Source organism: Streptomyces sp. NPDC036822, from assembly GCF_055609145.1.
Map to the genome: position 1 here is coordinate 87,920 of NZ_JBVJPY010000016.1, position 20,664 is coordinate 108,583.

General features: G+C 73.7%; 17 protein-coding genes. 5 read left to right on the forward strand and 12 right to left on the reverse strand.

Translation table 11 applies throughout. From position 1 onward, the window contains the following. Positions 1–13 precede the first annotated feature (13 nt). Positions 14–1,024 (reverse strand): LacI family DNA-binding transcriptional regulator, encoded by a 1,011-nt coding sequence (locus ACZ68P_RS28845; RefSeq protein ID WP_471011291.1) that lies wholly within the window; start codon positions 1,022–1,024, stop codon positions 14–16. 466 nt (positions 1,025–1,490) lie between these two features. On the opposite strand from ACZ68P_RS28845, the gene ACZ68P_RS28850 reads away from it, so the two are divergent. Further along, positions 1,491–2,783, forward strand: coding sequence for an MFS transporter (locus ACZ68P_RS28850; protein WP_471011293.1), 1,293 nt, complete (start codon positions 1,491–1,493; stop codon positions 2,781–2,783). A 261-nt stretch (positions 2,784–3,044) separates the two neighbouring features. Beyond that, positions 3,045–3,962, forward strand: a complete 918-nt coding sequence (gene surE / locus ACZ68P_RS28855) for a 5'/3'-nucleotidase SurE (protein WP_471011295.1) — start codon at positions 3,045–3,047, stop codon at positions 3,960–3,962. Positions 3,963–4,041: 79 nt separating this feature from the next. Here surE and ACZ68P_RS28860 read toward each other — a convergent pair whose 3' ends face one another. After that, positions 4,042–4,704, reverse strand: a complete 663-nt coding sequence (locus tag ACZ68P_RS28860; RefSeq protein ID WP_471011298.1) for a TetR/AcrR family transcriptional regulator — start codon at positions 4,702–4,704, stop codon at positions 4,042–4,044. A 67-nt stretch (positions 4,705–4,771) separates the two neighbouring features. Between ACZ68P_RS28860 and ACZ68P_RS28865 the strand changes: the two genes are divergently transcribed. Next, positions 4,772–6,385 carry an FAD-binding oxidoreductase gene (locus ACZ68P_RS28865; protein ID WP_471011299.1) on the forward strand — a complete coding sequence of 538 codons (1,614 nt, stop codon included), beginning with the start codon at positions 4,772–4,774 and terminating at the stop codon, positions 6,383–6,385. A gap of 22 nt (positions 6,386–6,407) precedes the next feature. On the opposite strand, the gene ACZ68P_RS28870 is transcribed toward ACZ68P_RS28865, so the two are convergent. Together ACZ68P_RS28870 and ACZ68P_RS28875 are read right to left on the reverse strand one after the other, a co-directional pair. Further along, complete coding sequence (locus tag ACZ68P_RS28870) at positions 6,408–7,823, reverse strand: amidase (protein ID WP_471011300.1); 1,416 nt, start codon at positions 7,821–7,823, stop codon at positions 6,408–6,410. Positions 7,824–7,965: 142 nt separating this feature from the next. Beyond that, positions 7,966–8,904: an alpha/beta fold hydrolase gene (locus ACZ68P_RS28875; RefSeq protein ID WP_471011303.1), complete on the reverse strand. Its 939-nt coding sequence runs from the start codon at positions 8,902–8,904 to the stop codon at positions 7,966–7,968. A 68-nt stretch (positions 8,905–8,972) separates the two neighbouring features. On the opposite strand from ACZ68P_RS28875, the gene ACZ68P_RS28880 reads away from it, so the two are divergent. Beyond that, a complete protein-coding gene (locus ACZ68P_RS28880) occupies positions 8,973–9,938 on the forward strand; it encodes an ArsR/SmtB family transcription factor (RefSeq protein WP_471011304.1) in 966 nt (321 codons plus the stop codon). 175 nt (positions 9,939–10,113) lie between these two features. Here the strand turns inward: ACZ68P_RS28880 and ACZ68P_RS28885 are convergent, their stop codons facing one another. From ACZ68P_RS28885 to ACZ68P_RS28910, 6 genes are all read right to left on the reverse strand, one after another. Then, positions 10,114–11,514 (reverse strand): carbohydrate-binding protein, encoded by a 1,401-nt coding sequence (locus ACZ68P_RS28885; RefSeq protein ID WP_471011306.1) that lies wholly within the window; start codon positions 11,512–11,514, stop codon positions 10,114–10,116. A gap of 268 nt (positions 11,515–11,782) precedes the next feature. Beyond that, complete coding sequence (locus ACZ68P_RS28890; protein WP_471011308.1) at positions 11,783–12,766, reverse strand: LysR family transcriptional regulator; 984 nt, start codon at positions 12,764–12,766, stop codon at positions 11,783–11,785. A 123-nt stretch (positions 12,767–12,889) separates the two neighbouring features. Beyond that, positions 12,890–15,100 carry a protein kinase domain-containing protein gene (locus ACZ68P_RS28895; RefSeq protein WP_471011309.1) on the reverse strand — a complete coding sequence of 737 codons (2,211 nt, stop codon included), beginning with the start codon at positions 15,098–15,100 and terminating at the stop codon, positions 12,890–12,892. 149 nt (positions 15,101–15,249) lie between these two features. After that, positions 15,250–16,053 carry an endonuclease I family protein gene (locus tag ACZ68P_RS28900; protein WP_471011310.1) on the reverse strand — a complete coding sequence of 268 codons (804 nt, stop codon included), beginning with the start codon at positions 16,051–16,053 and terminating at the stop codon, positions 15,250–15,252. A 191-nt stretch (positions 16,054–16,244) separates the two neighbouring features. Continuing rightward, a complete protein-coding gene (locus ACZ68P_RS28905) occupies positions 16,245–17,093 on the reverse strand; it encodes a hypothetical protein (RefSeq protein ID WP_471011313.1) in 849 nt (282 codons plus the stop codon). A gap of 123 nt (positions 17,094–17,216) precedes the next feature. Then, positions 17,217–17,831, reverse strand: coding sequence for a TetR/AcrR family transcriptional regulator (locus ACZ68P_RS28910; RefSeq protein WP_471011314.1), 615 nt, complete (start codon positions 17,829–17,831; stop codon positions 17,217–17,219). A gap of 331 nt (positions 17,832–18,162) precedes the next feature. On the opposite strand from ACZ68P_RS28910, the gene ACZ68P_RS28915 reads away from it, so the two are divergent. Next, a complete protein-coding gene (locus ACZ68P_RS28915) occupies positions 18,163–19,008 on the forward strand; it encodes an SGNH/GDSL hydrolase family protein (protein WP_471011316.1) in 846 nt (281 codons plus the stop codon). A gap of 14 nt (positions 19,009–19,022) precedes the next feature. On the opposite strand, the gene ACZ68P_RS28920 is transcribed toward ACZ68P_RS28915, so the two are convergent. Together ACZ68P_RS28920 and ACZ68P_RS28925 are read right to left on the reverse strand one after the other, a co-directional pair. Further along, the gene (locus tag ACZ68P_RS28920; RefSeq protein WP_471011388.1) at positions 19,023–19,577 is read right to left on the reverse strand and encodes a YdeI/OmpD-associated family protein; all 555 of its coding nucleotides are present in this window, start codon (positions 19,575–19,577) and stop codon (positions 19,023–19,025) included. Further along, positions 19,459–20,547 (reverse strand): DMT family transporter, encoded by a 1,089-nt coding sequence (locus ACZ68P_RS28925; RefSeq protein ID WP_471011318.1) that lies wholly within the window; start codon positions 20,545–20,547, stop codon positions 19,459–19,461. The genes ACZ68P_RS28920 and ACZ68P_RS28925 overlap by 119 nt, the downstream gene beginning before the upstream one ends. Positions 20,548–20,664 lie beyond the last annotated feature (117 nt).

Below are 20,664 nucleotides of genomic sequence, written 5' to 3' on the forward strand. Positions count from 1 at the left end.
GACCCGGTGGCGGTCAGGAGGTCCGGCGGTGGACGAGCACGACCTCCGTCGGGGGAAGCTTCGGCGCCGAACCGGTCTCGATCAGCTCGTGCAGGGCGTCGGCGATCCGCGCGGGTGATGCCAGGTCCAGGCGGATCGTGCTGAGCGGGGGCTCCTGGAGCGCCGAGAGGACCAGGTCGTCGGAGCCCACGATCGCGACCTCGTCCGGCACCGCGACGCCCTCCGCCCGGAGCGCGTGCAGGAGCAGGGCGGCGTACTCGTCGTTGTAGGCGAAGACGGAGTCGAGGCCCAGGCTCGCCCAGCGCCGCGCGAGCGCGGTCGCCGATTCCCGGGTGTAGGCGAGCTCCAGCGGCGTCACGGTGGCCATGTGCCGGGCGGCGACCGTCTCGGCTCCGGCGAGACGCGGCCGGGCGAAGGCGTCGAGGCCCCGCTCCGGGGGCATCACGACGCCGATACGGGTCCGGCCGCGGGCGATGAGGTGCTCGGCGGCCACGGCGCCGATACGGGCGTGGTCGAAGTCGATGGTGTGGACCCCCGGCAGGGGGCGGGACGCGAAGGCGAGCAGACCGCGCACGCCCGCACGGCGCAGCAGTTCGGCGGCCTGCGGGAAGAGGCGGTCCCCGTCGAGGGCGACGACCGCCGCCGGCCGGAGTTCCGCCCAGGCCCGGGCGGCGTCCAGCGGGTCGCCGAAGCGGCCCGCGTGGAGGACGACCGTGTATCCGTGGCGGTCGAGGGCGCTGCGCAGGTCGTCGACCCAGTCACTGACGAGCCGGCCGATCGCGGAGACGGACGCGGGCATCAGCACGAGGTCGCTGCGGCCGGCGCGCAGGGACCGGGCCGCGCCGTGGGGGACGTAACCGAGCCGGTCGGCCGCGTCGAGAACGCGGGTGCGGGTGGTGTCACTGACCCGGTGGCCCTGGGTGTTGTTGAGGACGAAGGAGACGGTGGCCCGCGACACCCCGGCGAGGCGTGCCACGTCGGCGCTGGTGATCGAGACGGGCCGGCCGGGGGCTTCATCTGCCATGACGTCTCTCGACGCTCCTCGCGATGGTTGCGGTGCCCACGTACGCGACGCCTGTGCACGGGCTGACTGCGTACGCGCGTTCTCCTGCGCCGCACGTTACACGAGTCAGAGCGGCGAGAACCGTTTGCGCCGGTCAGTCGGCTCTCCGGGTGGTTACACGTGCCTGTCAGGGCGTTCTCCCTTCGGGGGCGACGTTCTCGACGATCCTGCGCAGACTCTGGCCGAGGCCGGAAATGGGTGCTACACAGTGTCCTGGCGCCGTTGGTGACACGTGTAACAACATCGTCTCACCCGCAGCCGTCCGCAGGGGCGACCGGTGACACCACCGCCCCCGCGACCGCTCGTGCGGCGCCTCTCACCCGCGTACCGCCGCCCTGGATCCGGGACGGTGCTCCACCGCTCGGCACCCGTCCGGCGCCCGGCCCCGCGCCCCGCCACCTCCCCGCCCGTCCCCCAAGGAGTCGTCATGGCCACCAACGAACTCACCGATCCCGTCGACCCACCCGCCGCGACCGCCACCGCCTCCGCTCCCCTGGAACCGGAAGCCCCGCGTCAGCGCGGGCTCATGCTCCTGCTGCTGGTCGCCAACTCCGCCATGATGGCCGTCTACATGGGCGTCGGCTCCGTCCTCCTGCCCACCCAGGTCGCCGCGATCGCCCCCGACGACAAGGTCGCCGTCCTGGGCCTGATCGGCGGCGTCAGCGCGATCTTCGCGACCGCCTTCAACCCGATCGCCGGCGCCCTCTCCGACCGCAGCGGCCGCCGCAATCCCTGGATCCTCGGCGGCGCCCTCGGCGCGCTGCTCGCCCTGGCCCTCCTCGGCAGCGTGACCACCGCCCTGCTCGTCGGCATCGGCTGGTGCCTGGTCCAGGCGACGATGAACACCTACCAGGCGGCGGTCACGGCGATCGTGCCCGACCGCGTCCCGGCCGCCCGTCGCGGCACGGCGTCCGCCCTGGTCGGTCTGGGCATGCCGATCGGAGGGACCATCGGCGTCCTCCTCGCCTCGCAGACCGCGACGCACCTGCGCACCGGATACCTGCTCCTCGGCTCGATCGTGGCGGCGGCCGCCCTGCTGCTCTCGGTCTTCTGCCGCGACACTCCCCCTGCCGGGACCGGCACCGGCGCCGACACCGCCGCCGAGCCGCCCGAGGGGTCCCCACTCGCCGCTTTCCTTTCGGCGTTGGCGAACCACGACTTCCGCTGGGCCTTCATCGGCCGCGCCCTGATGGTGCTGGGCTACTTCTCCGTCGTCGGCTACCAGCTGTACATCCTGGGCGACCACATCGCACTGCCCGGCGGACTGACCCCGCCCGCGGCGATGGCAATCCTGACGCCGGTGTCGATGGTCGCCGTGGCGCTGTCCACCATCGTGGGCGGGCTGCTGTCCGATCGCTGGAACCGCCGGAAGGTGTTCGTCGGCGTATCGGCCGCGCTGGCCGGGCTCGTCATGGTGATCCCCGTGGTCAGCCCGTCGTGGACCGGCATGCTGGTGTTCAGCGCGCTCAACGGGCTCGCCTTCGGCTGCTTCATGGCGGTCGACACCGCGCTCGTCACCCTGGTCCTCCCCCGCGCGGAGGACGCGGCCCGCGACATGGGCGTCCTCAACATCGCCAACGCCGGACCCCAGATCATCGCCCCGTTCGTCGCCTCCGCCATCGTCACGGCTCTCGGCGGGTACACCCCGCTGTTCCTGGCCGGCGGCGCGCTCTCCCTCATCGGCGCGCTCGCCATCCTGCCGATCCGCAGCGTGCGCTGACCCCCGCCGGACCGCCGCCCGCCTCCCGCGCCGAGGCGGCCCGCCCCCCTGCTCCGGCGGGTGCGCGTCGAGGGTCGTGCACCCGCCGGCCTCCCGGCACCTCGCCCTCCACCGCCACACCGCACCTCCCGCACCCGTGCGCACACCGAGCCCTCGCACCCCGAGCGCACCTCGCCCGCCCCACCGTCGCCCCACCGCCCGCCCCGTACGTACCGCATCTCCGATGCCCCCTTCCCGCACCACTCCCCCAAGGAGATTCCTGTGAGACGCAAGCTCGTCCTGCCGCCGGCCATGCTGCTCCTGTGCACCGCCGCCCTCGTGGGCACCGCGCCCGCCGTCGCCTCGCCGCGGGAGGCCCCGTCCCCCACCCCCGCGCCACCGCTGCGGATCCTGCTCACCAACGACGACGGCTACGACGCCCCCGGCATCCGCAAGGCGTTCGAGCGGCTCACCGCCGCCGGGCACGACCGCACCATCGTCGCCCCGCTCACCAACCAGAGCGGCACCGGTACGAAGACGACGAGCGCTCCCACGATCTCGGTGAAGCACCCCGCGCCGAAGGTCTGGGCCGTCGACGGCACTCCCGGTGACTCCGTCGCCTTCGGCCTCTCCGAGGTGTTCGCGGACCGCGCCCCCGACCTGGTCGTATCCGGCACCAACTTCGGGCCGAACATCGCCGCCCTCGCCACCCACTCCGGCACCGTCGGCGGCGCCGTCACGGCCGTGGAGTCCGGAGTGCCCGCCATCGCCCTGAGCACCGGCGGGATCGCGGTGCCCGATCCCGTCACCACCGTCAACGCGATGGGCCCCACGGTCGACTTCGCCGTCAAGCTCATCGACCGGCTGCGCGTACGGGCGAAGTCCGGACCGCTGCTGCCGGAAGGCGTCGGCCTGAACGTGAACCACCCCGTCGTCGGCACCGACGGCAAGGGCACCGCCGCCGGTGTGACCACCACCTTCCAGGATCCGCAGACACTCCTGGACCTGGACTTCACCGACTCCGGGGACGGCACCTGGAAGGTCGGCGTGCGGGTGGACCTGCGCCCGGCCGCGAGGGGCGGGGACGTCGAGGCCGTCAGCAAGGGCAGGATCGCCATCAGCCCGATGAACGCCGACTGGAACGCCGGGCCCGCCGGCCACGCAGCGACCTCGGCCCTGCTCGTCGGCCTGCGCCCCTGACCGATCCTCCGGGGCCGAGCGCCCGCCCTTCGGGGCGGGCGGCTTCGGCCGGCGCCCGGAGGGGACGCCTCTCGCGGGCTCAGCCGCGGCCCGTCCTGCCGTGGGCGGAGAGGGCCCCGAGGACGCGCTGGAAGCGCGCGTTCATCTCCTCGGCGGTCTGCTCGGGGTGGTGGCGCCACCAGCCGACCACTGAGTTCACGGTGCCGTACCAGAGGTGCGTGACGAGGTCGGCGTCGAGCGGTCGGGCGGCCCGGGAGGCGCCGAGGACATCGGCCACGCCTGCCGCGCCCATGCGGTTGAGCTCCCGCCGGTAGGTGGCCGCGGCGGCATGGAGGCCGCTCTCGGGCGGCACGGTGGTGTCGTAGACCAACTCCCACTCGTACAGCCGTGATTCGATGGCCCGGAAGATGGCCTCCATGGTGTGGGCGGCACGACTGAGGTCCGGTGGCCCGTCCTGCGCGGAGGCGACCGCCGCCACCAGGCGGGAGCCCGCGCGGTCGAGGCAGGCGAGGTAGAGACCGTCCTTGGACGTGAAGTACTCGTAGATCATCGGCTTGCTGATCCCGGCCCTCGCCGCCACGACCGCCGTCGACCCGCGTGCGTAGCCCTTGATCCCGAACTCCTCCGCCGCCGCGTCCAGGATGAGCAGCTCACGGTCCTTGCGGGGCATGCCCTTCGTGCCCGCACCGCGCGTAGCCCTCTCCCGCGTCTCCTGCTGACCCTGCTTCTCGTGCTTGCCCATGGGCCCCTCCTATGGAATCTTACCGAAAGGTAATTTACCCAGCGTTCAGATCGGTTGGTGCCGGGCGATGCGAGACAGGACGCGCTCATGGTGGGGTTGGGGCAACACCGAGGACGCCGTGGTCGGCCGGGAACGGGACGCGCTGTCCCGGCGGGTCGCGGAACTGCTGCCGGGCGCGGACCTGACCGTGCACGAGGCGCCGCCTGTCGAGTCGTTCGGCACGCCCGCGAGCCGGATCAAGGCGCCGTCGGCCCTGGCGTCGATCGTCTCCGACGACGTCCGCGACCGGCTGGCGCACAGCCACGGGCAGGCGTTCCGCGACGTGGTACGCGCGCTGCTGGGAACACTCCCGCACGTGCCCGACCTCGTCGTACGGCCCACCTGCGAGGCCGAGGTCGTCCAGGTGCTGGACTGGTGCGGCGACGCCGGCGTCGCGGTCGTGCCCTTCGGCGGCGGCACCTCGGTGGTGGGAGGCGTCGAACCGCGCGTCGGCGACGACTACGCGGGGTCGGTCAGTCTGGATCTCACCTCGATGAACCGGGTCCTCCAGGTGGACCGCACCAGCCGGGCCGCGCTCGTCCAGGCCGGGGTGCTCGGCCCGGACCTCGAGGACCGGCTCAGGCCGCAGGGGTACACGCTCCGCTTCTTCCCCCAGTCCTTCGAGTTCTCCTCACTCGGCGGCTGGCTGGCCACCCGGGCCGGTGGCCACTTCGCCACGGCGCTCACGCACATCGACGACCTCACCGAGTCGCTCCGGGTCGTCACCCCCGCCGGGGTCGTCGAGTCCCGCCGGCTTCCCGCGTCGGGCGCGGGCCCCTCCCCGGACCGGATGTTCCTCGGTTCCGAGGGGTCGCTCGGCGTCATCACCCAGGCGTGGGTACGGCTCCAGGACCGTCCCCGGTGGCGAGCGGGGGCGTCGGTCGGCTTCGCGGACCACGCGCACGGTGTGGATGCCGTGCGGGCGCTGTCCCAGTCGGGGCTCCACCCCTCCAACTGCCGTCTCCTCGACCCCGTGGAGGCGTTCCTCAACGCCGGCTCCCCGACGGCGGTCCTGGTCCTCGGTTTCGAGTCCGCGGACCACCCCGTCACCGCCCGGATGGAACGCGCCCTCGAACTCTGCCGTGACCACGGGGGCACCCTGTCCGAGCCGCCGCGCCACACCGACACGGCCGACCGTTCCGCGCACGGCGGGGCGGCGGGCACCTGGCGCTCGTCCTTTCTGCGGATGCCGTACCAGCGCGACGCGCTGGCGGCCCAGGGCATGATCGTGGAGACTTTCGAGACCGCCTGCACCTGGGACCGGTACGACAGCCTCCGTGCGGCGGTCGAGGAAGCGGCCCGGGACGCCATGCGCCGGGTCGGCGCCACCGGCGTGGTGACCTGCCGGTTCACCCACGTCCACCCCGACGGCCCGGCGCCGTACTTCGGGATCTACGCCACGGGCGCGTGGGGCAGGACGGTGGAGCAGTGGGACGAGATCAAGGCGGCGGTCTCCGAAGCGCTGCTCGCCTCCGGAGCCACCATCACGCACCACCACGCGGTGGGCCGCGACCACCGGCCGTGGTACGACCGGCAGCGCCCCGACCTCTTCGCCGCCGCCCTCCGGGCCGGAAAGGCCGTGCTGGACCCGGCGGGCATCCTCAACCCCGGTGCCCTGCTCGACCCCCTGCGCGGCACATGACCCGACCCGCCCCCGAGCGGGATCACACGTCCTGGATACGCCGGAACGGCCGGTCGGCCTCCAGCGCGAACGCGACCTCCAGCAGGTCCCGTTCCTTGCCGGGGCGGCCGGAGAACATCACGCCGACGGGCAGCCCGTCCTCCGTCGCGGTCGGGGCGGGCACCGATATCGAGGGAGTGCCGACGGCGTTGTTCACCGGCGTGAAGGCGACGTAGGCGAGGATCCGCTCGATGAGCGTCGCATAGGGCACGTCCGGGCCGAGGTGACCGATCGGCGGCGTCGTGTGGGCGAGCACCGGGGTGAGGACCAGGTCGAGCCCGCGGTAGGCCGCCGCGTACGCCTCCCGCGTGCGCTTCAGTCTCCGCAGCACGCCCGGCGTGCGCCGCCACTCCTTCACGTACGCCTCGCGCAGGCCCCGGCTGAGGCCGTCCATACGGTGCCGGTCGAAGTCCGCGCCGAGGGTCCGGCCCGTGACGCCGAGAAGGAAGGACAGCATCCCCCAGTAGACGAGGAAGTCGTCGGTGAAGCGGGGGTCGAGGTCCAACTCCACCGGTGTCACGGTGTGGCCGAGCCGTTCGAGCGTCGCGACGGTCCGCGCGACCGCCTCCCGGGTGGCGGCGTCGGTCGGGACTCCGTTCGGCGAGTCCACGAGGAAGCCGATGCGCAGCCGGCGTTGCGAGGGTCCCTCCACCAGGCCCACGGGCGGCAGCTTCGGGTTGCGCCAGTACGTCTCGGCGGCGGCGAGGAACGCGGCGGTGTCCCGCACGGAACGGCTCACGATGCCGTCGGAGACGATGTCGAGCGGCAGTTGCCGGCTCTGCGCGTTCGCCACGACCCGTCCCCGGGTCGGCTTGAGGCCCACCAGTCCGCAGCACGCGGCGGGAATCCGGATCGACCCGCCGCCGTCGTTGGCGTGCGCGATCGGCACCGCTCCGGCGGCGACGAGGGCCGCGCTGCCGCCCGACGAACCACCCGCCGAAAAGCCTGGGTTCCACGGGTTGCGGACGGGCTCGGCGGTCTCGTACTCCGTCGTCGGGCTGAACCCGAACTCGGGGAGCCGGGTCTTGCCGAGCACGGTGACCCCGCTGCTCAGGAGCTGCCGGGCGAACGGGGCGTGCCGCCGCGCGGCCCGCGGGGTGAAGGCCGCGCTGCCGTGGCCGGTGGGAAGCCCCTGGAAGTCGGTGTTGTCCTTGACGAAGGTCGGCACGCCGGAGAAGACGCCGCCCGCTTCGGCGGCGGGCACCGGAGCGTCGACGTGCGCCTGGACCGCGTGGAGGCGCGCCTCGACCAGGCGCACCCGCTCGGCCGCGTCCCGGGCCGCCTCGACGGCGCCGACCTCGCCCCTGCGGATCGCCGCGGCGAGACCGACGGCGTCGTGCTCGCCCAGGGCGTCGTCCCGGAAGGCGTGCACCGTGGTTCGTTCCTCGAAAGTCGTCACCGCTACCTCAGCCCCAGCCGTGTTGATGGTCGCCCGCCATCATTCCCTACCCGCAGGTAACACGCACGGGCCGCGACGGCCTTGGTTGACGGACGAGCCGCGGGCCGTAGCGCTCCGGCCGGACCGCGGGGCGGCAACGCACCTATGCCACGGGGTCGGTACCGGGCACGACGATCCGGCGATCGGCGACGCGGGCCTCTACGGTGCGTGCCTCGACGCCGGATGGCTCGGCGGGCTCCGGAGCGTCCAGGAAGGCACGGGTCGTCGCCACGAACCGTTCCGGGTCGTCGAGCCAGGGGAAGTGGGCGGCTCCCGGCTGGAGCGCCACCGTCCCGTACGGAAAGAGTCCGGCGAGTTCGGCCATGGCGCGGGGAGGGGCCGCCAGATCGACCTCGCCCGCGAGAACCAGGACGGGCGACCCGAGCCGACCGAGCGCCGTGCGGGTGGCGGCCGGGTCGAAGGCTCCGGCCTCGGCGAAGATCTCCGCGGCCCGCGCGTTCCGCTGGGTGTCCTCGGCCGCCCGGTGGGCTCTCGCCGCGTCGTCCCAGCGGCCGTACGCGAACGGGGCGACGGCTCGCCAGGCGTCGGCGGTCGCCCGGCCGGCGACGATCGCCTCCAGGGCGGCGAAGGCGCCCGCGAACCACGGCTCGTCCGCGCGGAGTCGCGCGACCCCGAGGCGGTCCTCCCCGCTGATCGTCACGCCTGCGGCCATGACGCTCGGCGTGATCAGGAGGAGCCTGTCGACGCGTTCCGGGTGGCGGCTCGCGTACAGCGTCGCCAGGTTCGCCCCGGCCGAGTGCCCGAGCAGGTCCGTCCGGTCGAGGCCGAGGTGCTCGCGCAGGGCCTCCACGTCGGCGACGAGCCGGTCACAGCGGTACGACCCGGGGTCGGCCGGCCGTGCGGACCGGCCGGTCCCCCGCAGGTCCGGCATGATCAGCCGGCGGTGCGCGGAGAGCCCACCGAGGTCGCCGAGATAGGCGGAGGCCTGCATGGGTACCCCGGGCAGGCAGATCACGGCGGGACCGTCGCCTTGCACGTGGTAGGCGAGTTCGGTTCCGTCGTGGGACGTGAAGAGGTTCATGCCGGTCAGCCTGCCGGGGGACCGGCAGGACGGCCTATCGTTCAGCTACGGCTACATGATGGGGACGGATGGCGGTCGAGATCAGGTTCACCGCAGCGTCGGTCGCGAGGGTGCGGTTCGCGCTGTCCCCGCTGGGCGAGACGGTGCTGGCCCTGCGGATCCTGCTCGGCACCGGCGGGCACGCGGTCCATCGCCCGTGGGCGCGCGGGGCACGGCCGCTGGTGGCGGACGAGCGGGAACTGCCGCTGCTGCGGTCGCTCATCGCGGGGCCGATGCCGTCGTTCCTCTTCCCGGTGCCGGCGGAGCGCTCGCCTTCGATGGCGACGGAGCTGGAGCTGCTGAGGGCGACGGACGAGACGTTCTTCCGCCAGGAGTACGCCGCGGTCCTGGGGCTCCGGGTCGAGGAGAGTCCCGGGCCGGAGAAGGTGCTTCCGCGGCTGGCGGAGGCGCTGCGCCGCTGCCACGCCCTGGTGATCGCCCCGCAGTGGGAGCGGATGCGCGCGGTGCTGGAGGCCGACATAGGGCGGCGTGCGCTCACTCTGGTGGACGGCGGGGTGCAGGCCCTCTTCGCCGAACTGCACCGGGACATCGCATGGGACGGCGGCCAGCTGGTCGTCCACGGCCGCCGCACCCCGCACGCGGTCCACACGGTGGACACCGGCGGGCACGGTCTCGTCCTGCTGCCCAGTGTCTTCAACTGGCCGAACGCGGGCGTGGACAAGGCGCCGGTCGCGGCGGCGTCGATCCGCTATCCGGCGGTCGGGGTCGGGCTGCTCTGGGAGGCGCCCTCGCCGGCCCTGGCGGGTCTCGCCCCGGTCCTGGGCAGGACGAGGACGGCCCTGCTCACCGCCCTCGCCGAGCCTCTGACGACGCCCGCCCTGGCCGCCCGCCTCGGTGTCACCCCGAGCGCGGTCTCCCAGCATCTGGGAGCCCTGCGCGGAGCCGGCCTGGTGTCGACACAGGGCCAGGGCCGCAACGCGCTGCACCTGCGCACGGAACGGGCGACCCACCTGCTCGAAGGCTCCTCCCCCTGAGACGCTCGCGCCGACGGCCCGCCCGCGCAGCGGAGTCCGGGGGACGGTGCGGCGCCCGGCCGAGCGGGGGCGTACGCCGGCGGGACGGTGCGGGGCCGCGGCTCCCCCGAGCGTGGTTCGGGAGTCGCGGCCCCGCCCGTCGTCGGCCGGCGGTCACCTCACCGTCGGCCAGGGGTCACAGGCGCTGCCACAGGGCGGGGACGGCGGACGGCTCCCAGCCGGTCTGGGCCTGGTGACCCTGCAGGCAGCGGTAGCTCGCACCGCCGTACGTGACGACGTCACCCGCCGCGTAGACCTTGCCGGCCGCCCACGTGCCACCCGGCTCGGGCTCTCCGGGCCCCGGGCCGGGGTCGGTGCCGGTGGTCTTCAGGGTCAGGCCGTAGTTCTGCAGCAGCGGGTTCAGCGGCTGGAAGAAGGTCGTACCGCCGCTGGAGCAGTTGCCGGAGCCGCCCGAGGTCACTCCCTGCGCCTGGCTGCCGGAGATGTAGGCGCCGCCGGAGTCGCCCGGTTCGGCGCAGACGGTCGTGCGGGTCACGCCCGAGATGGTGCCCTCGGGGTAGGTGACGCTGGTGTTGTGCTGCTGGATCGTCCCGCAGTGCCAGCCGGTGGTCGACCCCGAACGGCACACGGACGAACCGACCGGCTGCAGGACGGAGCCGGTGACCTGGAGGTTGGCACCGCCGGCGCCCTTGACGTACGGAACGGCGGTCCAGTTGGTGTTGGTCGCCACCCAGGCCATGTCGTTGCCGGGGAAGACGGAGCCCTGGAAGCTGCCCTGGGCGACCTGGTTGTAGCCGCTGGTCGTCGTGCCGGCGCGGCCGCAGTGCCCGGCGGTCGCGAAGCCCTGCGTGGTGCCCCGGGTGACGGCGAAGCCGACGGAGCAACGGCCCCCGGCGCCCATGTAGTAGGCGTCTCCGCCCCGGATGTCGTACAGCGGGCGGGGCGCTTGCGAGGTACGGACAACCCGCACGAGGTCCCGGCGCACGCCGGTGTCGGCGAGGAGTCGCGCGGCCGCTCCGGGCGTCGCCTCCTCCACGACCAGGGCGTTGGCGCGCACGTCGACGTAGCGGACCGGCGTTCCGGCGGTCGCCGCGCGGTCCAGGGCCGCCTTGGCCTGGTCGAGAACGGTCAGGCTGTGCGGGACGAGTCGGACGTCGGCACCGGCGGCCCGTATCGCGGCCGTGTCGGCGGTACGGGTGGTGGCCACGGTCAGCGTGCCGGCGTCGGCGCCGCCGACCCAGGCCCCGGCGTAGGCGGCGCCCAGGTCGTGGCGGAGCCGGGCGGCGGTGGCCCCGGCCCCGGCCTCGTTCGCGAGGCGGGCGCGGGCCTGAGCGGGTGTCAGGCCCAGGTCGCGCTGGAGGGCGCGCAGCAGCTCCGGCTGGGCGGCGGCGACGCCGAGCGCGTCGGCGGCGGAGCGGACGGCCGCTCCCGGTGCCTGTCCGGCGGCCGTTGTGCGGACCTCGTTGTCGGTCGGTCTCGGCGGGGCCGCGGCGGCGGATCCGGCCTGGAGGCCGGCCAGCGCCATACCGGCGGCGGCCAGGGCGGTACACGCCGCGCGAGCGTGTCGTCGGAGCATGGGGATGTCTCCTCGGTCTCGGTGGGGGTTCTGCCGGAACCGTAGGGAGCGCGGAGGGCGTACGGCAGATGCCGTTCCTCCCCTGGCATCGCGTTATGGCCCCCGGTCCGTGCGCGCCGACCAGGGGCCGGCCGCGGGGGCGGACCGTCGTCAACGCCCGCCGCTTCCACGCGCCGGGACGCGAGGGTGCCCCGGTCCTGGCTCCGTGAGAGGACGAGCGCGCGGCCCCGGCTCCTGCCTGACGGGGGCTCAGGGGCGCCCCGCTCCGTCAGAAGACGAGCCCCCGCGCGAGCGCCCTGTCCTGCCGGTCGTCCCGCGCGCCGACGGGCCCGTCGCCGGGGCTGTGCCCGGCGCTGCGCGCCAGGGCCTCGGTGTGGGCGTCCCGGGTGTGCCGGAGGACGGCGGAGGCCCGGCCGGCCGCGCGCGCGTCGGGGTGCCAGCCCAGCAGGTGCCGCCAGACGAGCGGGGCTCCGGCCAGAGGACGGGTCACCAGGCCCGGAGTCGCGGGGAAGGAGGCACGGCACAGGCCGACGGCACGGCCCACCTGGACGAGGTGGACGCAGGAGGCGGTGTCCGTCTCGTAGACCCGGGCCGGGGTGAAGCCGGCCCGTACGCACGCGGCGGCGAAGCAGTCCCCGAAGCAGCCGTCACCCGGTACGTCGGTCCATGCCTCCCCCGCCAGTTCGGCCAGTTCGAGCTCGGCCCGGCAGGCCAGCGGGTGGCCGGTGCGGAGCATCACGTACACCGGGTCGCGTGCGACCTCCGTCCAGGCCAGCCGGTCCGCGTCGAAGGGGCTGCTCTCGCCGCAGACCCCGACGAGGGCGAAGTCGAGCCGCCCCGCGCCGACCGCGCGGGCGATGTCGCGCTCCGACCACGAGGTGTACGTGGTGACGGCCGCCTCGGGTTCGGTCCGTGCCAGCCGGTCGACCAGGCCGCCGAGCAGCGGTCCGTGCGTACCGCCGAGGCGGTAGCCGTCGGCTCCGTCCCGGGCGAACCGCACCGCCTCCTCCTGCAGCTCGCACACGGCGGGGAGCACCACCCGGGCCCGTTCGAGCACCAGGTCACCGAGCGCGGTGGCCCGCACACCATCCCTTCCTCGCTCGAACAGCACGCCGCCGAGCGCCCGTTCGATCCGCTTGAGCTGGGCGCTGAGCGCGGGCTGCGCGAGCCCGAGCGCGGTGGCGGCCCGTGTGAGGCTGCCCGCGTCGGCGATGGCCCGGATCGTCTTGAGGTGCCTCAACTCCAAATCCATACGGAGAGCTTGACGCCCCTCCCCGGACAGGTCCAGACCAAATGCGAGGATGGGGGGCGGACATGCGGAGCGACCGACCGGACGACTGCGCGAGGGCCGGCCGGTCGGCCCGCTCGCGGGACGTCAGCGCCAGTTGGGGTGCCCCTCGGCGGCGGATCCCGGCGTCAGGGAGCGGGGCTCGGTGCCATCCGCGCGGACGGCCCAGATCCAGGGCTTCGCGTAGGGGCCGCGGACGAAGGCCAGCCAGGCACCGTCCGGGGACCACGTGGGGTCCATCTCGTGGGCGCCGGTCGCCACCACGGCGCGGTCGCCCCGGCCGTCGACGCCGACCACGCGGATGTCGCCCTGGTTGCCCTTGCCGTAGGCGCCGGCCGTGTAGGCGAAGGAGCGTCCGTCGGGCGACCACACGGGGTCCAGCGCCTGGTGCGGGAGCCGGGTCACCTGCCGCGGGGCGGTTCCGGGGGCGTCCGGCTCCACCAGGTGGATCTGCCAGTTGCCCTTCCCGGCCTCCACGCAGACGGCGATCCGCTTGCCGTCCGGCGACCAGGCGGGGTCCTCCACCCGTGTCGAGCCGGTGGTCACCTGCCGCGCGGTCCCGTCGGCGGTTTCCACCGTGAACAACTGCTGGACACCGCTCACCTTGCGGAGCACCGCGAGTCGCGTCCCGTCGGGGGACCAGGACACCCGGCCGCCGGCGATCGAAGCGAGCCGCCGCGGATTGGTGCCGTCGGCATTGGCCGTCCAGACGGCCGCGCCGTCCGCGGTGACCCTCGTGAACGCGATGAAGCGCCGGTCCGGGGACCACTGGGGGAGGATCGAGCAGGTGTCGTCGGTGAACAAGGGGACGGGTTCGCCGGGGCCCGGATCGCGGCGGGCGATCACGCCGTGGCACTTCCCCGGCCAGCCCGGGGCGGTGTCCTTCCGGATCAGCAGGGGCTGGGACGGGAAGGGGGCCGGGGTGGCGGAGGGGGTGGCGGAGGGGGACGGGGAGACCCCGCCGCCCTTGTCGTTCCCCTCGGACCGGCCGGACCACGACTGCCACACCAGGACGCCGGCCACGGCGAGTGCCGCCAGCACACCGATCGCGACCGGTACGGCGCGGCGCCGGCCCGGCCGCGGTGCGGCGGGGTCGCCAGCGATCCGGACCTCGGTGAGCAGGGACGCGACCCGGCCCGCCTCGGTGGGCTCGGGCCCGGTCCGTACGGGGTGGGGCGACACCGGCTCCCGTACGGGCTGCGGCAGCTCGGGCCCGGGCGACGCTGCATCACGCGGCTCGGACACGCGTTGCTCGGGCTCCGTCTTCGTCGGCCGCACCTGAGGCTGCGACTGCGGCCGCGGCTGCGGCTGCGACTGCGGCCGCGCGGTGGGCGTGCGCGGGTCTTCCGAGGCGGCAGGCGCGCGCGGGTCGGTGGCGGGCGCGGGCGCGCGCGGGTCGTCCGCGGCGACGGGCGCGCGCGGAGGTTCCGGCGCCGGGTCGCGGCGGGGCAGCAGGGCGGTCGCCGCGTCCGGGAGCCAGGCGCCGCCGTCGCGGTGGCGGACCGTCAAGCGACGCAGGCACTCCGTCGGGGTGGGCCGGTCCGCCGGGTCCTTCGCGAGACAGTCGGCGACCAGCGCGCGCAGGCCGTCGGGGACGGCGGTGAGGTCGGGGTCCTCGTGCACGACCTGGTACAGGCGGGCCGCGGACGGCCCGTCGCCGAACGGCGAGCCGCCCGCCGCCTGGGCCAGCACCACGCCCAGGGCGAAGACATCCACCGCCGGAGTGACCGTGCCGCGCGTGAGCTGTTCGGGAGAGAGGAATCCGGGTGTGCCCACCTGGAATCCGGTCCGTGTCAGCGTCGTCCCGTCCAGGGCCCGGGCGATGCCGAAGTCGATGACCCGGGGCCCGTCCTCGGCGACGATGATGTTCGCCGGCTTGAGGTCGCGGTGGATCACACCGGCCCGGTGGATCGCCTCCAGCGCCTCGGCGAGCCCGGCGGCGAGCACCGTGAGGGTGTCCTCCGGCAGGGAGCGGACGCGCGCCAGGACGGCGGACAGCGTCGGGCCCGGCACGAACGCCGTCACCAGCCAGGCGGGATCCCCCTCGGGGTCGGCGTCGACCACGGAGGCCGTGTGGAAGCCGCCCACCCGTCGGGCAGCGGCCACCTCGTCCGCGAACCGGCGCCGGAACCCCGGTTCGGTGCTCAGCTCGGGCCGTACGACCTTCACGGCCACCGCCCGGCCGGACGGAGAACGGCCCAGGTAGACCACGCCCATCCCGCCCTGACCGAGCCGGTGCGTCAGCTGGTAGCGCCCGTCACCGACCGATGCGGGATCCCCCGGTTCCAGTGGCTTCATCCGTATGTCCCCCGTTCCGCCCCTGAACAGGCGCAGGCCATTGACTACCCGCCAAGGCGTACGACAGTCAAGCCGGGCCCCTGCGGAACGGCGGGCGACGGCCGACCCCCCGGGGGCGCGCCGGGGGCTCGGCACGGGATCCGGCGGGTCTACCAGATCGCCTCGACCCACTCCGGGTGGTCGATGAAGGGATTGCGGTTGCCCTGGTAGGTGGCGTACACGATGTTGTTGCGGCGCTCCTCGAAGGCGCTCGGCGGGTCCTGCTCGTTCCACTGCTTCAGGACGGAGAGGCGGCCGTGGTAGGGCACGCTGCCGTTGGTGGTCGAGTCGTTGGGCTCCAGGTCGGCCCAGGCGTCGTCGCCCTCGTAGCGGACGGCCATGTAGAGGATCATGCGGGCCACGTCGCCCTTGTCGGCATCACGCGGTTCGAAGGAGTTGCTGTCCGTGTAGCTGCCGGAGGCGCCGCTGACCGGGCTGCCGCCGTTGTCGAAGTCCTTGTTGCCCCGGATGCTGTTGACCTGCACGTCCGCCGCCCGGAGGTGGTGCAGGTCGGTGCCGGGGCCCGCGGAGGTGCCGAAGCCGCCGTGGGACTGCGCCCACACGTGCTCCCGGTTCCAGTCGCCCAGGTCACCGCCGTTGAGGGTCTTGCTGCGCGAGGTGCCGCTGTACAGCAGGAGGACGTTGGCGCTGTTGTTCGGGTCCTGATCGGTGGCCTTCAGCGCGTTCCAGACGGCGTCGTACGAGATCTTGGTCTGGCTGCTGACGATGGTGTGCAGCGAGCTCTTCAGGCTGGTGCCGGTCTTGCCGATCGCGTTCTTGTAGTACGTGCTGTCGTACGCCGTGGTCGTGGCGCTCGCGGGAGACGCGGTGACCGAAGGAAGGGTGAGGCCGACGAGGGTGGCGGCTATGCCCGCCGTCCACACCTTCCATCTGCCTGTCTGCGCAACGGACATGGGGGGCCCTTTCCCGGGGACGGCACGCGCCGGAGCGCCGCCCCGCGGGGACGGGGCGGCGCTCTACGCGTGTTGACTTCGTGTCATCGGGAGAGTGGCACGGGAGCGCGGACGTGGACGTAACGGGGAGAAGGCTTTTCCGTGACGTTCTCGCATAGAGCGCGCCGGCCCGTACGGCCGGCGCGCTCGGGTCAGCGGGCGCGCACCGCCGTGACGGTGAAGCGTTCGACCTCGGCGACGTGACCGCCCGTGGACGCGACGACGGTGAGGATGGGGTCGCGGGCACCGGAGAAGGTGACCCGGGCGTTCCAGGGCTGGCTGGTGCCGCCCGCGGCGGTGCAGCAGGGCGACGTGCCCAACGGCGCCTCGGACGAGGGCTGTCGCACCTCGACGCGAATGCTCTCGTCCACGCCGGTGATCCTTCCGCCGACGTGCAGCGGAGACCCGGTGGGCGAGCCGTACGCGGGAGTGGTGAGGGAGAACGTCGTGTCGTCGGTGCCGACGACCTCCCAGGGGGCGTCCGCGCCGGTGCCGAACCGCACGAGGTGGATCACGGCCGCGGTGCCGCCCTCCGGGCCGCCGGGTGCGACTCCGATGCGCGCGTGCCGGCCGCTGACCGCGCGTGAGGTCACCTTGTCGATATCCGTGAAGCCGAGGTAGTCACGGGTGAAGGCCAGGGCGGTCTGCTCCGGGTCCCGGTGCCAGGGCTGGTGGCCGCCGGAGCGGTACGACCGTTCCCACGCCTGCGCCTGGGCCCGCGTGGCGAACGGCCACAGCGGCTGGAGGCCCTGGACGTCCGGCGGCGGCGTGCTCCGCGGGGTCTTCGGGGTCGGCGTGGCCGGGCTCGTGGTGGCCGACGGCTCGGCGGTCGAAGGGGCCGGGGACTCGGTCGTCGGCCGCGCGGTCCCGGACATCGCGGATGCCGCGGTCGCCGGTCTCGAGGCGTTCGGGGAGGAGCCGCCGGAACCACCGCACGCGGTGAGCGACAGGCCCAGCACGGTCGCCGAGGCGAGGAGTCGGAAGGGGAGCGAGAGGTTCATGAGTGCCCCAGAAGGTGGTGGTACCAGCCGTCGACCGGCCTGTCCGGCCATCGTGCCACCAGTCCCGCGCCCGCCACAGGGGTATGCCCGGATTGTCACTCCCGATCGTGACGGGCCCGCGGCTCAGGGCGCCGGCGTCAGGATGTGCTGCAACAAGGCGCCGTACCGCGAGATGAGGGCCTTGCGGTCGGTGCGGAGCAGGGTCTCGTCCCGGGCGATCCACAGGGAGTACAGCAGGCCGGAGCACAGGGAGGCCGCCATGCGGGCGCGGATGTCGGCGTCGGGTCCCCGCAGCCGGCCACGCAACGGCTCGATCAGGACCTTCTGGTGGGTGTCACGCAGGCGCTGCTGTATCTGCGCCTCGTTGCTTCCGCGCACCAGGGCGAGGAAGACACCGCGTGCGGCACCGTCGAGATCGAGGAGGAGTTCGACGAGCCGTTCGCCGAACTGCTCCAAGGGGACGTCGAGCAGCGGCTCCTCGTCGATCGTGAGGTGCATCGTCTCCAGGAAGAGCAGCTCCTTGCTCCGGAAGTGCCGGATCACCAGCGCGGGATCGGCGTCCGCCGCCGCCGCGATCTGACGGACCGTGGTCCTGGCGAAGCCCCGTTCCCGGAACAAGCGGGTCGCGGCCGACCGGATGGCCTCGCGCGTCGCCATCCCCGGCGTCATCCCCGGCGCGATGCGCGGTGGTGTGGCCGACGTCGTGCGCGGGGTCGCCCCCGGTGCTGGCTGCGGCATGCGGGCAAGGATAGGGGCCCGGCTCGTCGAACCGCCCGGTCGTCGGTCTTTCAAGAAGTTCGGTCAACAATGTTGACGCCGCCGGGGCTCCGCCCGCACATTACCTATCGGTAGGAACCCGCGGTAACCCCGTGCGGCTCCTCTCCGAGCGGTCTGCGCGCCCGCCGCTCGCGCACGTCGGTCGGACCGGTCCGCCACCGGTCCGCGCCCCGCCGCACGACGAGCCCCGCGTTCCTCCCGGAGGCGCACCGGTTTCCTCACGGTCACCCTCCCCCACCGTCAGCCGCACGCCTCCGAGAAGAGAGAGCACATGCCTCAACGCCGTTATGTCATGTCCGCGTCAGCCGGTCTCTGCGCACTCGCCCTCAGCCTCACCGGCGCCACCGCCGCACAGGCCTCGTCCACGCTGGACTACGTCGCTCTGGGCGACAGCTACAGCGCCGGCTCGGGCGTCCTGCCCGTCGACCCCACGAACCTGCTGTGCCTGCGGTCCACAGCCAACTACCCCCACGTCCTGGCCTCCCGAACCGGCGCCGTACTGAAGGACGTGACCTGCGGCGCCGCCCAGACGAAGCACTTCACCGAGGCCCAGTACCCGGGTACGGGCCCGCAGGTGAACGCCCTCTCCGCCGACACCGATCTGGTGACCCTGACGATCGGCGGCAACGACAACAACACCTTCATCAACGCCATCACGTCCTGCGGTTCCGCGGGCGTCCTCAGCGGAGGGAAGGGCAGCCCCTGCAAGGACAAGCACGGCACCTCCTTCGACGACCAGATCGAGGCGAACACCCTCCCGGCGCTCAGGACGGCCCTGCGGGCGGTCCGCGACAAGGCCCCCAACGCCCGTGTCGCGGTGCTCGGTTACCCCTGGATCGTCCCGCCCACCGCAGACCCGTCCTGTTTCGCCAAACTCCCGATCGCCTCGGGGGACGTGCCCTACGTCCGCGGCATCCAGGCGCACCTCAACACGGTCGTCGAGCGCGCCGCCGAGGAGAGCGGCGCCACCTACGTGGACCTCTCCCAGGCCTCCGAGGGCCACGACGCGTGCAAGGCCCCCGGCAGCCGCTGGATCGAACCGCTCCTCTTCGGACGCAGCGTCGTCCCCGTCCACCCCAACGCCCTGGGGTCCCAGCGCATGGCCGAGCACACCATGGCGGTCCTCGGCCTCGACTGACCACGCCCGGAGGGCTACGTCGGCGAGGCGCCGGCCGTCCGCAGGGATCGCACGGCCTTCGCGAGCCGGGCCCGCCGGCTCTCCGGGGTGACGGCCTGGAGCAGGGGGAGGATCACCTGGTAGCGGCCGGTCCGGTCGAGGGACTCGAAGCAGCGCCGGGCCTCCGGGTCCGCGTCGAGCGCCGCCGCCAGGTCGGGCGGCACGGTGGCCGTACGCTGCGACTCGTACGCGGCCGCCCACCGGCCGTCCGCCTGGGCCCTGCGCACCTCGGCCAGGCCGGGCTCGCGCATCCGGCCGGCGGCGGTCAGCGCGTCGACCTTCTCGACGTTCACGCGCGACCAGAGGCTACGGGGCCGCCGGGGTACGTACTTCTGGAGGTAGTGCCGTCCGTCGAGAGACCGGCGCCGGCCGGAGATCCAGCCGTAGCACAGGCCGATGTCGACCAGTTGGTCAGCGGTGACCGAGGGGATCCCCGACCCCTTCTTGGCCACCTTGATCCACACTCCCTCGTGGCGGCCGTGGTGCTCGGCGAGCCAGCTCTCGAAGGCCTCGCCATCCGCGCAGACGATGATCTCCACCCCGTCGATGTGGTCCATCGCCCCAGGCTATCGCCGCGAGGTGTCCGCACCCGCGCGTGGTGGGTCCGATCGCCGTCGGAGCCGGCTTCCCGCGGCGGCTCATGCCGACGCCGACGAGAACGACGGCCATGCCCACGGCGATCCGGAGGCCGAAGGGTTCGCCGAGGACGACGGCGCCCAGGCCGATCGAGACCACGGGGAGCAGATAGCCGACGGTCGCCGCGTCGGTCGCGCCCTCGTCGGCGATGATCCGGTAGGTGAGGTGGAAGGTGATCCCGGTGGCGAAGACGCCCAGGATCGCCACCGCGACCAGGAGCGTCCGGTCGAGGTGCACCGGCGACAGGCCGCCGGCCGGCAGGCTCAGGGCGGTGAGACCGGACGCGGCGAGGAGCTGCGCCGCGGAGAGGGAGAGGGTCGCGTGCCCCTTCCCGACGAGGTGGCGCCCCACGAAGGCGAAGCCGATCGCGTAACTCGCAGCGGCGGCGACGATGGCGAGGGCGCCCCAGCCGACGGTCCCCGCCCCTTGCCACGGAGCGAAGATCAGCACCACACCGGCGAACCCCAGCAGGAGACCGCCGAAGCGCACCGGACGGACACGGCGCTCCGTACCGTTGGCGATGCCGACCAGCAGGGACCACAGCGGGGTGGTCGCGTTCAGGACCCCCGCCACCCCGGAGTCGACGGTCTGCTGACCGATGCTGAACAGCGCGAACGGCAGGGCGTTGCACCAGAAGGCGGCCACGAGGACCCGGCCCCAGACGGCCCTTTCACGTGGCAGGCGCTCCCCGGTCGCCAGGCACAGCGCCAGCAGGGTGCCCGTGCCCAGCACGCAGCGGGCCAGGGTCACCTGCACCGGGGAGAGCGCCTCCAGGGCCAGCTCGATCCAGAGGAAGGTGGAGCCCCACAGCAGGGCGAGCACCCCCACCCGGGCCAACGCCCCCATCCTGACAGCACCGTTCACGCTCGCTTCTCCTCCCGGTCCTCGCCTCGGTCCGAACGATGCCGGGTGCTGCACGTAAGCACAATCAAACCTTTCCGCATGACCGTTAAGCTGGGCTACATGCTTGATCCGAGGCGG

Bases quoted from the DNA above. Each gene is read 5' to 3' on its own strand.
- ACZ68P_RS28845 (WP_471011291.1), bottom strand. From the start codon at position 1,024: ATGGCAGATGAAGCCCCCGGCCGGCCCGTCTCGATCACCAGCGCCGAC.
- ACZ68P_RS28850 (WP_471011293.1), top strand. From the start codon at position 1,491: ATGGCCACCAACGAACTCACCGATCCCGTCGACCCACCCGCCGCGACC.
- ACZ68P_RS28860 (WP_471011298.1), bottom strand. From the start codon at position 4,704: ATGGGCAAGCACGAGAAGCAGGGTCAGCAGGAGACGCGGGAGAGGGCT.
- ACZ68P_RS28865 (WP_471011299.1), top strand. From the start codon at position 4,772: ATGCGAGACAGGACGCGCTCATGGTGGGGTTGGGGCAACACCGAGGAC.
- ACZ68P_RS28875 (WP_471011303.1), bottom strand. From the start codon at position 8,904: ATGAACCTCTTCACGTCCCACGACGGAACCGAACTCGCCTACCACGTG.
- ACZ68P_RS28880 (WP_471011304.1), top strand. From the start codon at position 8,973: ATGGCGGTCGAGATCAGGTTCACCGCAGCGTCGGTCGCGAGGGTGCGG.
- ACZ68P_RS28885 (WP_471011306.1), bottom strand. From the start codon at position 11,514: ATGCTCCGACGACACGCTCGCGCGGCGTGTACCGCCCTGGCCGCCGCC.
- ACZ68P_RS28890 (WP_471011308.1), bottom strand. From the start codon at position 12,766: ATGGATTTGGAGTTGAGGCACCTCAAGACGATCCGGGCCATCGCCGAC.
- ACZ68P_RS28895 (WP_471011309.1), bottom strand. From the start codon at position 15,100: ATGAAGCCACTGGAACCGGGGGATCCCGCATCGGTCGGTGACGGGCGC.
- ACZ68P_RS28900 (WP_471011310.1), bottom strand. From the start codon at position 16,053: ATGTCCGTTGCGCAGACAGGCAGATGGAAGGTGTGGACGGCGGGCATA.
- ACZ68P_RS28905 (WP_471011313.1), bottom strand. From the start codon at position 17,093: ATGAACCTCTCGCTCCCCTTCCGACTCCTCGCCTCGGCGACCGTGCTG.
- ACZ68P_RS28910 (WP_471011314.1), bottom strand. From the start codon at position 17,831: ATGCCGCAGCCAGCACCGGGGGCGACCCCGCGCACGACGTCGGCCACA.
- ACZ68P_RS28915 (WP_471011316.1), top strand. From the start codon at position 18,163: ATGTCCGCGTCAGCCGGTCTCTGCGCACTCGCCCTCAGCCTCACCGGC.